This window comes from Nostoc sp. CCY 9925, assembly GCF_963920935.1.
GTDB lineage: Bacteria > Cyanobacteriota > Cyanobacteriia > Cyanobacteriales > Nostocaceae > Nostoc.
Genome location: NZ_CAWUDO010000068.1, coordinates 1 through 13,961, shown reverse-complemented (window position 1 = coordinate 13,961; position 13,961 = coordinate 1). Strand labels below are relative to the sequence as shown.

Below are 13,961 nucleotides of genomic sequence, written 5' to 3'. Positions count from 1 at the left end.
CCTGCTTCCCCTACTCCCTAAGGCAGCCACCGGGGACGAAATCCGGCTAAGGGGAGTTGTTCTGGTCTAATTTCCACAGTTGCAGCGTCGGCGATGGGTAATAAGGGCATTAACCATAGGCTACTCGTAGCGATCGCATCTCCGTCATCTGTTTTTAAAGTGTTTGTAGGTAATGTTGTCGGCGGGTTTGTCTGCGGTACTACTTGGTCAAATAACAAGCCCAAACCGTCAGCAGATAAACTCATTTGCACATTTCGCTGTTCGGGAGGCAGTAACAATAGTGGTTTTTGTTGTCCGGTTTTCAGGTCAATTGCCACTACATAAGGTTGTTCTATGTATTGTTCCTTGGATACTAGCTGTGTCAACAAGCAGTAAAGGGTAGGTGAGGCGGTGTCAAATTGACAGTTGACAATTGAGCCTGTTGTTTTTACTAATTGTTTCTCTACGCCTTGGTTTGTGACTAAAAACAAATCTCGCGTGTAATCTGTATTAAATTTTACCATTGCTGCTTGAGAACCATCTTTGGAGAAAGCCTGTACTAAGCCAAATTGGGGCAGAAAATCTAAGGGTTTACTAGCATCTCCTTGTAGTGGTAAAATCGCTGCTCCCTGTCCTTGGGCAACTGCTACGGCTTTACTATCTGGGGTAATCGTAAAATCTCCCCCCGGTTGGCTTTGCAAGCGTTTAGGGGTGGGTTTTCCTCCTGAAGCGTCACTGATTGCTGGCATAAACCACAGCCCAAAGTCGCTGGGATTAGCTTTGTTTCCCCGTTGGATGACAATAGTTTCCCCGTCGGGCGATAAGTCAAATTTCAGGTTTTGATAATCTTTACTATCTAAAATTAGGTCTACTCTGCCTGCTGGTTCTACTTCTCGTCCAGATTTACCCGCAACGCCTGTTGTTACTGTGTACAGTTGGGCTGAAAGTAAGTCTTGGTTTTTGCTGGTACGAGCCGAAAATAAGATTTTCTCCCCGTCTGGAAATGACTCAAAGTCCATTACTATTAAGTCTTTGGGGGTAAGTGCTCTTTTTTGCTCTTGGGTTAAGTTGTAAAGAATTAACCTTCCTTGTTCTTCTTGCTCAGTTCCTATGTAGAGAATGACGCGATCGCGTGTGCGGAAGCTACCCACAAAGGGCTGGATTGTCCGGTTTGTGCCTTCTTGCTGGGCAAACTTATCTTTGGCTGCCTGTAACTGCACTTTATAATTTGTGCCATAGGGTGCTGGTGTGAGCAGTGTATAAAACATTCGCCGCCCTGCCCAACTGAATTTACCTGCTAAAGGCGGCTCGATCTTCAAGTTATCCTCTACACTTTTTATGTCCATTGGGCGGCTAAAGGTGAGGGCGAAGGAGCTATCTTCTGCACCAATTTGTTGATCTTGCCAAGTAAAATCTCGGACACGAGATGTTACCACATCACCTTTCAATACGATCAACCCAATCAGCACACTTAGCAGTAGCATTAGTGCGATCGCTATGCGATCTAGTGGTTGAATAAATGCTTTAGATTTAGTCATTAGTCATAGGTCATTAGTTGTTAGTCATTAGTCAACAGTTGTTTCTCATAACTCATTGACTTTGACTAATTATCATTATCATCACCATAAGGATTCTTTGGTTGGGGAATCTTTTTGAGAGAGGTTGCAGCAATAGTAAGTTGGCGTTTACCTGCCAAAGTTTCTGTCACCATTTGTCCTTCTACTTCCAACCAGGTATCCGCAGAGTATTGCTCGCGATTGTCTTGTAGTTTAATGGGCAATCCCACAGGATAAGCATCTGCCGCACAGCAAGTTAAGACAAATCGTGCCAGAAATAAATACTCTTTTCCTAAATCTGGTGGGTGGATGACAAATCCTTTAACTTTGACTTTTTGTCCTGTATATTTATCTGGTTCTGGATAGACATTTAGGGTGCGTACCCAGTCTACAAGCGATCGCTCTTCTGGACGAACAGTTACCCGAAAGGCTTGGGGCTTAACGCGTGTGGTTCCCAATAAATCAGCTGTCACACCTCTTTGCAGTGCTTTGTCGCTAGCAAAAACTTGGGGTGTAATAATGAAACCCAAAATCGCTGCAATCAATAATAATGCACTGCCCCAACCGGGGGGAAATAAACTAATATGCTGGGTGTTTGGTATAACATCACGGCGCCGCCGCTGCCATAGTTCCAGTATTTTGAAGAAACCAATAATAATGAAGCTGATACCGCATACAATCACCAACCAGAAATAATTTGGATGAATCAATAGGTTCAGCTTGTTAGTTAGCCAATATCTCAACATCAAAATGCCCCAAGCTGTAATTGCTAGAGCATCCAGCCAAGGAAGTAAAAGAATTGCAATTTTAGGTTTGGGATTTTTTTTAGTCATTGGTCACTTGTACTGAGCGTAGCCGTTGGCGCAGCCTCTGGTAGAGAAGTATTGGTCATTGCTTACAGCCAAAAAAAGACAAAGGACAAAGAATTTTTAAAAGACATGCAAATTGAGGAAAAGCGTGAACAGAAATGTTAATTGTCCTGCTAAAGCAAATAAGTAAAAGACAGTTTTAGGCTTAAAAATGGATAACATCAAACCAACACCTTTGATGTCAATCATTGGGCCAAACACTAGAAATGCCAGTAATGAGCCACTGCTAAAAGTTGAAGCAAAAGATAGAGCAAAGAAAGAATCAACTGTAGAACAAATTGACACCACTACTGCTAATATCAGCATGACTACAATTGAACTAATGGGGCCAGCGCCCAAACTGAGAATTAATTCACGGGGGGCTAAGACTTGAATAGCAGCGGCGATCGCACTTCCTAAAACCATGACTCCGCCTAATTCCCGCAATTCTTGAACGCTGTTATCTATCACTAGACGCAGTTTATCTGCAAAGGGTTTATTAGGAGTAGAGATGATGGTAGGCGGTACTAAATTCGCATCTATCCGCATCGGTATAGCTGCTTTTCCTCCTAGAATATAAGTCCCTGATTGCAAGATATTCGGTACTGTTGATTCCTGTTGTACTTGGTAACCCTTACCACGCCGTTTGGTTTCAGGCGGCGCGGGAGGATTGTATTTCATATACCGAGCGATCGCAGGTTGGACTATAGGATTTAAGTCCTTTTGAAAACTGAAAACAAAGCCGATAATTGTGGCTATTGATAGGGAAAATACAACCCGTAATACTACTATTTCTGGCTGATCTCGAAAGGCTGTCCAAGTTGCCCAAATTACAACTGGGTTAATTGTTGGTGCAGCTAGCAAAAAACCAATTGCCACTGGTGTGGGTACCCCTTGAATTAGGAACCGCCGCGCTACCGGTACATTCCCGCACTCACACACCGGAAATAAAAAGCCGATCATACTGCCAACTAAAGCACCCAACAGCGGATTTGTGGGCATTTTTTCTACTAATTTGCGCTCATCAACGAAAAACAGCAGCAAACTGGAGAATAAAACCCCAAGAAGCAAAAAAGGCATCGCCTCGACTAGCAGACTTAGAAATAGCGTAAAACCATTGTTGAGTTGATTCATGGGCGTCGCTGTCAAAAGCGGTTTTGAGTTTTAGGGTTCTGCCTAGTCATTCTACCGAAATGGGGATCAAAAGCAGTTCGGGAAATTAAACGTCATTTAAATAACAAATTCTCCTGCTATTTTAATTAACGCTTAAGCGCTAAAAACCTTGAATTCAAAGGAGATACTGATATTTATCTGAGTGCATTTACTGATGATGACCATTTCTAAGATTGTCTAAGTTCAGAAAATGTTCCGTTATAGAGGGCAAGTAGCTGCATAGGTGATTTTCAATTTCCCTATGTTTATACTTACAGTAATTTTCTGAATCAGATATGAACTAGGCTATATTTTCATCAAGGATTTACAGTTATTCAACATTTGGGGATCGCTGTTAATCAATTGTCATTTGTCCTTTGTCCTTTGCTAATGCTCCATACTCTATGCCCAATGACCATTAACCAATAGCTATAGCTAGTTTTGGCAAAATATCATTTGAGCTTTGGTTGACTTTTTACTACAAAAACCTTAAAAATGCAAGATCAAAGTTTAGCAGATAGCAGTGGGGAGTGCGGGAGGTGTGGGAGGATGGAAAGAAATCTTTCCCCCTTTTTTCCCCACACTCCCCACACTCCCCACTCCCTTTTCATTAATGACAGAGGCTAAGATATTAGCTTATTGTTGACTTGTCTTTGTCAAAATCAGGGTGTCTAGTGCCAGAAGAATTCAGTTGTTGTCATATCTCACCGCCATTTTTGTCTGTTGGTAGCGATCGCGATCTCAATTTAGATTCAACTCTCCAAGAACTACCAATGTATAGCTTCCCCGTGGAAATTAGCTGTACTGGTAGAGAAGTGGCTCATTTTTTGGAAAAATATCCCTTGCTACCAGGAGTAATTTTGGTAGAACAAGGAAAGTTCGTGGGAATGATTTCGCGGCGACGACTTTTAGAATTTTTGATTCGCCCATATGGAGAAGAGTTGTTTATTCAGCAACCATTAGGTGTTCTCTACGGCTATGCACGGACACCGGTTTTGCTGGTTGCTGAGACGACATTAATTTTAATTGCGATGCAACTTAGCTTGAAGCGATCGCCAGAATTATTATCAGAACCAATTGTAGTGCAAACTGCTGCTGATGATTACAGATTATTAGATGTGCAGGAATTAAATTTTATTTCGTGGCAAATTCGCGGCATTAAAAATTTTGTGCGATACGAACGCAGCCAAGCCCAAATGATTCAAAATGATAAAATGGCGAGTTTGGGGCGTTTGGTAGATGGGGTAGTACACGAAATTTTAGACCCCGTGGGTTTTATTTGGGGTAACATAACTTACGTCTCAAATTACAGCCAAGATTTACTCAAATTAATAGCGGCTTACGACAAAGAATTGCCATCAGTCTCCCAGCCAATCAACCAAATCAAAGAAGAAATTGAATTTGATTTTTTAGAACAAGATTTATTGCAAGCGCTTGCTAGTATCCGCACTGGAGCCGAAAGATTAAAAAAACTTGTCACTAGTTTACAAAACTTCTGTCATCTCGATGAGCTTTATCCCAAACCCGTAGATTTACACGCGTGTATCGATAATATAATTTTATTAATTAATAGCCGCATTCAAGGAGAAATTGAAATCGTCAAATATTATGGGCAACTGCCACCAGTGTATTGCTTTATGGGGCAGTTAAATCAGGTTTTAATCAATCTTTTAAGCGAAGCTGTGGATACTTTACTCAATGAAGCAGTGCGACAGCAGTTGCATTTAGAAGATACAAAGACTATTCAAAAACCCCGTATTAAGATTACTACAGAAGTTATTTCACAGAAACCAAGCAAACCAAATGCACCAGATTCTCGCTGGATCTTACTTCGCATTACTGACAATGGACCTGGAATGTCTCAAGAATTGCAAGAGCAAATTATAGAGTCTTTTTGTTTGGAAACAAAAAATGGTAAAGAAACTAGCTTAGCAGTAAGTTATCGAATTATAACTCTGAAACATGGTGGTAAATTTAATTTACGTTCCCAACTAGGCATAGGGACTGAATTTGAAATTATGTTACCTTTGGTTTGATTCAAATTTAGCTAGTACACTGTGGCGGAAGTTTGCCTACATTATTGTTTCACTCTTTATCCAAGTTTCCAATTATAACCGTAGTCACACAGGTTAGGACATTTTGAAAGCATGGAAGCTAAGAATATAGGAATCATATTTGATTTTTGAAATATACGTAGGGTGTGTTATGCCGTAGGCTAACGCACCAAAACCTTCGGGTGGTGCGTTACGGAAGCCGTAACACACCCTACACATACTTAGATTTTTTCAGAAATCAAATACTAGTCCTATAGTAATACTTTTACCTCCTGCCTCCTGCCTCCTGCCTTCTGCTATACATGAAGTCCAGCAATTTGTAGGGGCGCATAGCTATGTGCCCCTACCGTCTCACAAAAGCGAGAAATGCTATAGCTAGAAAAACCTGCCTATAATATTGACTGATACCAGAATTACAAGCAGGTTGAAAACAACTGCAAAAATTGATAGATGCAATTTTTAACTAACTGGAATAGGTTGACCGCTAGACAGAACTAAAGGAAAATTATGGACATTAGGAGCGTGCATTGCACTTATACCAAGATTGGCACGGTTCACTATATCAGCGTCGGTTCTAATTACTTCACCCCGACTATCTAAGATGGAATGATTAAAGTTGAAGCCATTGATATTAAATGCCATCGAACATACACCCATCGCTGCAAACCAAATACCCACCGTTGGTAATGCTGCTAATAAAAAATGGAAAGCACGATGATTTTTGCTAGCAAAGGTAGGAATCAACAACCGTCCTAAGAAGCTATAGTGTCCTGCCAAATAATTGTAAGTGACTTTCTGCTGACTCAACTTATATCCGGCATTAGTTGATTCATTTTCATTAGTATTCCGAATTAGCGTTGAAGTCACCAAAGAACCATGCAAAGAACTCAACAGTGCACCACCGAATACACCTGCTACACCCAACATGTGGAACGGGTGCATCAGGATATTGTGATCCCCTTGGAAAGCTAACATAAAGTAGAAAGTCCCAGCAATTCCCAAAGGTAAACCATCAGAAAAACTACCTTGACCAATGGGATAAACTAACAAAACAGAAGTAGCGGCGATGACGGGTGCAGAATAGGCAATTGCTGTCCAGGGTCGCATTCCCAAACGATAACTCAATTCCCCAAGTTGCCCTAAGTAGCACCAAATACCAATGAGAAAATGCAGCACAATTAATTGATATGGTCCACCATTGTAGAGCCATTCATCGATTGATGCAGCTTCCCAGATAGGATAAAAGTGCAAACCAATAGCAGCTGAGGTTGGCACAACTGCGGCTGTAATTAAGTTATTACCATCCATCAGTGAACCCATGATTGGCTCACGTATGCCATCCATATCTACGCTGGGAGCGGCAATAAAAGCCAAAATAAAACAGGTGGTGGCAGCTAACAAGGTGGGAATCGCCAACACACCAAACCAGCCGATGTAAATCCGATTTTCTGTGCTAGTAATCCAGGTACAAAAACTATCCCAGAAATCAAAAAAATTAAATTCTCTTTGACGTTGAACAATGGTACTCATAATCTGTAGCTCCTAAGCAATTCCAAGTTCAAAATTTTGGCGTTGCTGAATCAGAGTATGAATTGACTTTTTTAGATATGACTAAACAACAATTCTTTGCGCCTAAGAAATCGGTAGCGCCTAAAAGCGAATGCGTGAGACTAATTCTTTAAATCAGCAACGAAGTTTTTCAAATAATCTCGCTGATTGTAGATGTTGTATATGATGTATATCGTAAAAATCCTAGTAATAATTACGACCAATATACAACACTAGTAGAATGAAAAAGGCGGTGAATTCTCAAGCTAATTAAAGCAATAGTTAAACATTTCTATCTTGATGTTATAACAATAATTTGAGGAATTTGTGAAGAAATACAGTGCTTATTAAAACTTAAAACAGCATACAAATTCGTCCCATTGGTAGAAGAAAAATTGCGCGATCGCACCTAATGAATTAACGAACGCTAACGAGCGGACAAGGCAGAGTCGCAGTTGTTATAAACGGCACGCAACTTACTGGCGGGTGGGATGACGGTCAATGCGGTGAGGTTAAAGGGGAAAGGGAAAAGGGTAATTTCAAACCTTTACCCTTTTCCCCACTTCTGTAATATCATGTTTGGGTGAAGACTTATCATTACTTGATATAACAAGTCTAAAGAATGTCGCGTTTTGCTAGATATTGATACATCTGCCAACGTGCATTTACCTCGGCTTGGGCTTGTTCTAATAAGTGCTTGGCAAGTTCGGGTTTACTCTTGGTGAGCATTTTGAAGCGATTTTCTTGATACATTGAATGTTCTACTGATTGTGTTGGCGATCGCATATCCAATTGCAAAGGATTTTTACCCTGGTTAAGCAACTCTGGATTATGCCGATACAACAACCAACGACCTGATTCTACCAGAGTTTTCTGATGATTCATTCCTGTAGTCATATTAATGCCGTGGGCGATGCAATGGCTATAAGCAATAATCAGTGATGGCCCATCATAAGCCTCTGCTTCCAAAAATGCCTTTAAAGTGTGTTCATCTCTAGCACCAAGGGCTACACTAGCCACGTAGACATTTCCGTAGGTCATGGCAATCATACCCAAGTCTTTCTTTGGTGCAGGCTTACCACTGGCGGCATATTTGGCAACTGCGGCTCGTGGCGTGGCTTTGGAAGATTGACCGCCTGTATTAGAATACACTTCTGTATCCATCACTAAGATGTTGACATTGCGGCCGCTGGCAATTACATGATCGATACCGCCAAAGTCAATATCGTAAGCCCAACCGTCACCGCCAACAATCCAAACGCTTTTTTTCACCAGGTAATCAGCAAGGGATTTGAGATTTTGGATTTTGGATTTTAGACTGGGGTCGAAAGTCGAGATTTGATCTAACTTTTGCTGCAACAATTCTATTCTTTCCCGTTGTTCCCAAATGTCAGCTTCAGATTTTTGTTCAGCTTTGAGGATGGAATGAACAAGGTTTTCATCTATTTCACTCCCCAATTTTTGCAGTAGTTCCGCTGCAAATTCGGCTTGTTTATCGACAGATAAACGAAAGCCAAAACCAAATTCGGCGTTATCTTCAAATAAATTATTAGACCATGCAGGGCCGCGTCCTTGGGCGTTGGTTGTCCAGGGTGTGGTGGGGAGGTTACCGCCGTAAATCGAAGAACATCCTGTAGCATTGGCGATAACGGCGCGATCGCCGAACAATTGTGTTAATAATTTTAAGTAAGGCGTTTCACCACAACCCGCACAAGCACCAGAGAATTCAAATAAAGGTTCCTGTAATTGTTGTTGGCGAATTTGGTTTAATTTCAACTGCCGCCTGTCAGGATTAGGTAAGCTTAAAAAGAAATCCCAGTTCTTTTGCTCTTGTTCCCGCAATGGCAATTGTTGTGCCATATTAATCGCTTTCCGTAATGGCTCATATTTATTTTTTGCAGGACAAATCTCTACACAAATAGAGCATCCCGTACAATCTTCTGGAGCTACCTGAATAGTAAATTTTTGATTGGCAAAGTCTTTATCTTTGGCATTAATTGACTTGAAGGTTTCTGGTGCGTTGAGTAACTCATCTTCTTGATAAGCCTTAGCACGGATAGCACTATGGGGACAAACCATCACGCACTTACCACATTGAACGCAGACATCTGGCTCCCACACAGGTATCTCTTGGGCAACGTTACGTTTTTCCCACTTCGCAGTACCTACGGGAAAGATGCCATCAGCTGGTAGCGAACTGACAGGTAAATCATCGCCTTCCCAAATCATGATTTTACCTAAAACTTCCTGGACAAATTTGGGGGCAAAGTTAGGAGTAGAGACGCGATTAATCGCGTCTGTACAAGAATTAGCAGTTTGTGGGATGTCTACTTTATGTAAGTTGTCTAAGGTGTTGTCTACGGCTTGCAAGTTCATGCGGACAACTTCTGCACCTTTTTTACCGTAAGTCTTTTCGATCGCTTGTTTGATTTTAGCGATCGCTTCTTCTTGTGGCAAGACGCCCGCTAAGGCAAAGAAGCACACTTGCATAATAGTGTTAATTCTGCCACCCATGCCACTTTCACGGGCGACTTGGTTGGCATCAATTACATATAATTTCAACTGCTTCTCGATAATTTGCTGCTGCACTTTTATGGGTAAATTTTCCCAAACACTATCTGCATCATAAGGACTATTAAGCAGCAAAATCGCCCCGTGAGTAGCAGCTTTTAAAACATCTATGCGTTCTAAAAATCCCCAGTGATGACAACCAATAAAGTTAGCTTGGTCAATTAGGTAAGTGGAGCGAATTGGCTCTTTGCCAAAGCGCAAATGAGAAACTGTCATGGAGCCAGATTTCTTAGAATCGTAGACAAAGTAACCTTGGGCATAATTATCAGTTTCTTCACCAATAATCTTGATAGAGTTTTTGTTAGCACCAACTGTACCATCTGAACCCAACCCATAGAACATTGCCCTGACAACACCATTTGATTCTGTGGAGAAGTTGGAGTCAAAGTTGAGGGAAGTGTAAGTAACGTCGTCATTAATACCAATAGTAAAATGATTTTTCGGTTGACTTTGGGCAAGGTTATCAAAAATCCCCTTCACCATCGCCGGCGTAAATTCTTTGGATGACAAACCGTAGCGACCACCGATGATTTTGGGAGACGCGGAGAATTCTTTCCCCACATCCCCAGGTTTCCCCGCGTCCCCGCGTCTCCCTCTCCCCGTGTCCTCTTGCCACGCTTCATGAATAGCAGCCACCACATCTAAATACAATGGCTCACCGGCGCTACCTGGTTCTTTGGTGCGATCGAGAACAGCGATCGCTTGTACACTACTAGGTAAAGCTGCAACAAACCTGTGGACATCAAAGGGGCGATAAAGCCGCACTTTTACCACACCAACTTTTTCACCACGGGCGTTGAGATAGTCTACTGTTTCATGGACGGTTTCACAGCCGGAACCCATGAGAACTATCACGCGATCGGCATCGTTAGCCCCATAATATTCATAGATTTGGTAATGCCTGCCTGTGCGTTCTCCAAATCGGTCCATGATTCGCTGGACAATTTCGGGACAGGCATTGTAGTAAGTGTTAGCGCCTTCACGGGACTGGAAGTAGACATCAGGGTTTTGAGCAGTACCCCGCAATACTGGGCGGTCTGGGGTGAGGGCGCGGCTGCGGTGGGCGAGTATTAGATTATCATCGATGAGCGATCGCAAATCATCATCTGCAAGTAGTTTGACTTTCTGCACTTCATGGGAAGTACGGAAACCATCAAAGAAGTGCATAAATGAGACTCGCGCCTCTAGGGTAGCAGCATGAGCGATGAGAGCAAAATCTTGACTTTCCTGTACCGAGGCGGAACACAGCAGGGCAAAACCAGTAGCCCTAGCTGCCATTACGTCGCTATGGTCACCAAAAATCGATAAAGCATGAGTAGCCAGGGAGCGTGCTGCAACGTGAATTGTAGCGCTAGTTAATTCACCAGCAATTTTGTAGAGGTTGGGTATCATCAACAATAATCCCTGAGATGCCGTAAATGTGGTACTCAGGGAACCCGTTTGCAATGCTCCATGTACAGCACCCGCGGCTCCCCCTTCACTCTGCATCTGCACAACGCTGGGAATAGTTCCCCACAAATTAGAACGACCTTCCGCTGACCAAGCATCCGCCCATTCACCCATTGCTGAAGAGGGGGTGATGGGATAAATGGCAATTACTTCATTTAATTTGTAAGCAACACGGGCAACAGCTTCATTCCCGTCGATAGTTGCAAAGGTTTTGTTCATAATTTGATTTTTGTCCTTGGTCATTTGTCATTGGTCATTGGTCATTGGTCATTTGTCCTTTGCAAATGACTTTGACTCTAAACATTGGTAATTAGGAATCAGGTTTGATTAAAAAAGCTGAAGATTAGCACGCTGCTTTCCTATTGCCTACTGTCTGCTTCTGCTCTAAAGTTAACTTTCAATAAATATTGCAAATATTAGTATGTCATTTGCAATATTGCATCTATTAATATGTATTAATTGTGTACTCAAGAATCAAAATTTTGATGAGATAAAGCTTTCGGCTACTTGATTCTTTTTTGTGGGGTATGGGGTCGGGAATATTTGATGTTTTAGGTTGCGATCGCTGTTGTAAATTAAATTACCAGACGCGATAAATCGGCGTCTATACCAGACGCGATAAATCGGCGTCTCTACAAGAATCAATCTTTCGTAGAGACGACGATTTACCTTTGTCTGTTGCCTTAACCATTGATGGATGTAAAATTGCCACCAGCAAATGGCGTAAAACCACGGGACTTTAAAGATTGAGCGATCGCATTTTCAGCCGATTGCTTATAATCCTGATTTTTCTTATCATCCACTTCCTTCTCTTCCTCACTGAATAAATCTTTACTTAAAGATTTAACCGTCTCATCAATTATCTGCTCAAACCCACCAGGTGACTGCTCGATTTCCTCTGTCACATCCCGTAGTTTAATAACAATTTCTTGCAGATATTCTTCCATGTTTGCCGAAGAAAACACCTCTTGTAACTTATTAGGTAGTTCTTCAATTTCTTCGCTGATGTTGATTCCTTGAGCTTGGAGTATTTCTCTTAAGTGATGTAGATGCGATCGCGTACTTTCAACTTGAGTAGAGTTGTCCGAGATAGATTCACCTAAAAACTCTTTGAATTGGGTATATATATTAACAAAAGCAATTTGGGCAGCTTCCGGATTATTTTGTAAATTTTCAATTTCAGCGCCCAAAAGCGAGGAAAGAATGTTTGAAACTGATGGAGTTTCCTTAGATGTTGGAGGAGATTTTTCTGAGATTTCTGTTGAGGATAACATCAGGTTAGAAACAGCGATTTTTGCTTGCGCCGTCGCCTGATGTATTTCATTCTCAAGGTATGCTTTTGCTGCTGACTCTGGAATTTCAAATTTAGCGATCGCAATTTGCGTAACTTTCTTTTGGATGCCAGTCAGGGTAGAGATGATGAAGCGCCCCCTAGACAGCTTTTGGTTGTCGGGAATGAGAAAGTAACGCTGATGCTTAGAATCAGTCCAGAGGCAACATTGATCTTGATTATTCATAAATTTATTCGATATAAAACTGCTCTGTGACTTCATCTCCATCCTCTGTGACTTCAACGTATTCAAAGCTACTAGTAATATTTTGCTCTTGGCACAATTGCCATAGTTGCTGTAATAATACTTTTACTTCGTCAAGCGTCGCTGACATATTACCTTCCAATAGAAAATTTGGTGGTACTCCTTCAACAGTCACCGAATTGTAAGAATACAAATAAATTTGCTCGTTTTCGTAGACTATTTCTTCACCACTGAGCCTGATTTTAATATCCAAATCTTCTGTTTTTAGCCAATTTTTCAATATGGCGGCTACAACCTTATAATCGCCAGAATATATTGTTCCATAGAAAGCTATTTTATTCATTCTCTCAATTTCCTGTAACGGGTAAGTCAGGCTTCACATCAAATCGTCCGCCTCTGATTAAAACGGAGATAGATTCGACATTCAAATGAGGATATTTATTGTTAATTTCCTTACTGGCGGTTTTCAGTGGTTTAACAATATCAGACTTGGAACTTATAATGCCATTTAGTAATGCATTTTGAAAAGTGTTACCTTGTGAATTGTATTTTGCCGGGTTGGCTACAATATCATTAGCTAATTGAACTAGCTCTTCATGAGATTTATCATTCAGAGAAACTTTTGTATTAGTTTCTTTTATTGTTATTCTTTCATGGTATCGCTGAACTAGTAATCTATCAAAAGTGGGTTCATCGACAAATGCGGCAATATCAACATCTTGAGCGCTAGTTTTCCGCAGTGATGAGCCTTGAATTCTGATATCATCGGCAGGAATACCTGCATTTCTTACACCTTTGAGTAGGTCTTGGCTAAATTCCTGAAACTCATTTTTATCAGTAAATTTCTCCGGGAATCCGCGCTTGCTAATGACATTAACCCAGTGTTCCATTTGGCCAATGAGTTCATCAGCTGAGATCGCTTTAGCCTTTCTTGACCCTGTGTAAATTAAATCCTCAATAACTTTATCACTCAGTCCCAGTTCTTTTCCTTTCTTGATGATGGAGTCTAATTGGTCTTGAGTGTAGGTAAGCTCAAATTTATCAGACTGGCTACCTATTCTGCTGTTAACAGAATTCAGTATTTCCTCAGGCTTTCCTGTTTGTCTAGTCTGAGATGATTCATTTTCCGATTCTTGTGGGCGATCGCTTCTGGTGCCGCTAGACTCGCCTATTTCTTCTGGGCGATCGCTTCTAGTGCCGCTAGACTCACCTATTTCTTGTGGGCGATCGCTTCTGGTGCCGCTAGACTCGCCTATTTCTTCTGGGCGA

Annotated in this window: 9 protein-coding genes; 1 reads left to right on the top strand and 8 read right to left on the bottom strand. The window is 41.5% G+C overall.

Annotated elements, in window-relative coordinates; translation table 11 throughout:
• Positions 1-17: 17 nt before the first annotated feature.
• The 3 genes from ACM0OY_RS27340 to ACM0OY_RS27330 all read right to left on the bottom strand — a co-directional run bounded on the left by ACM0OY_RS27340 (position 18) and on the right by ACM0OY_RS27330 (position 3,517).
• Complete coding sequence (locus tag ACM0OY_RS27340; RefSeq protein ID WP_414571930.1) at positions 18-1,517, bottom strand: hypothetical protein; 1,500 nt, start codon at positions 1,515-1,517, stop codon at positions 18-20.
• Between the two features lie 65 nt (positions 1,518-1,582).
• Positions 1,583-2,368 carry a TIGR03943 family putative permease subunit gene (locus ACM0OY_RS27335; protein WP_414571929.1) on the bottom strand — a complete coding sequence of 262 codons (786 nt, stop codon included), beginning with the start codon at positions 2,366-2,368 and terminating at the stop codon, positions 1,583-1,585.
• 96 nt (positions 2,369-2,464) lie between these two features.
• Positions 2,465-3,517, bottom strand: a complete 1,053-nt coding sequence (locus tag ACM0OY_RS27330; protein ID WP_414571928.1) for a permease — start codon at positions 3,515-3,517, stop codon at positions 2,465-2,467.
• Between the two features lie 692 nt (positions 3,518-4,209).
• On the opposite strand from ACM0OY_RS27330, the gene ACM0OY_RS27325 reads away from it, so the two are divergent.
• The gene (locus ACM0OY_RS27325) at positions 4,210-5,571 is read left to right on the top strand and encodes a sensor histidine kinase (protein WP_414571927.1); all 1,362 of its coding nucleotides are present in this window, start codon (positions 4,210-4,212) and stop codon (positions 5,569-5,571) included.
• 477 nt (positions 5,572-6,048) lie between these two features.
• On the opposite strand, the gene ACM0OY_RS27320 is transcribed toward ACM0OY_RS27325, so the two are convergent.
• The 5 genes from ACM0OY_RS27320 to ACM0OY_RS27300 all read right to left on the bottom strand — a co-directional run.
• Positions 6,049-7,119: a Photosystem Q(B) protein 1 gene (locus ACM0OY_RS27320; protein ID WP_414571926.1), complete on the bottom strand. Its 1,071-nt coding sequence runs from the start codon at positions 7,117-7,119 to the stop codon at positions 6,049-6,051.
• A 633-nt stretch (positions 7,120-7,752) separates the two neighbouring features.
• Positions 7,753-11,376, bottom strand: coding sequence for a pyruvate:ferredoxin (flavodoxin) oxidoreductase (gene nifJ / locus ACM0OY_RS27315; protein WP_414571951.1), 3,624 nt, complete (start codon positions 11,374-11,376; stop codon positions 7,753-7,755).
• 464 nt (positions 11,377-11,840) lie between these two features.
• Positions 11,841-12,674, bottom strand: a complete 834-nt coding sequence (locus ACM0OY_RS27310; protein WP_414571925.1) for a hypothetical protein — start codon at positions 12,672-12,674, stop codon at positions 11,841-11,843.
• Between the two features lie 4 nt (positions 12,675-12,678).
• Positions 12,679-13,035, bottom strand: coding sequence for a hypothetical protein (locus ACM0OY_RS27305; protein WP_414571924.1), 357 nt, complete (start codon positions 13,033-13,035; stop codon positions 12,679-12,681).
• Positions 13,036-13,039: 4 nt separating this feature from the next.
• The coding region (locus tag ACM0OY_RS27300) for a hypothetical protein (protein ID WP_414571923.1) at positions 13,040-13,961 on the bottom strand (922 nt) is incomplete at its 5' end.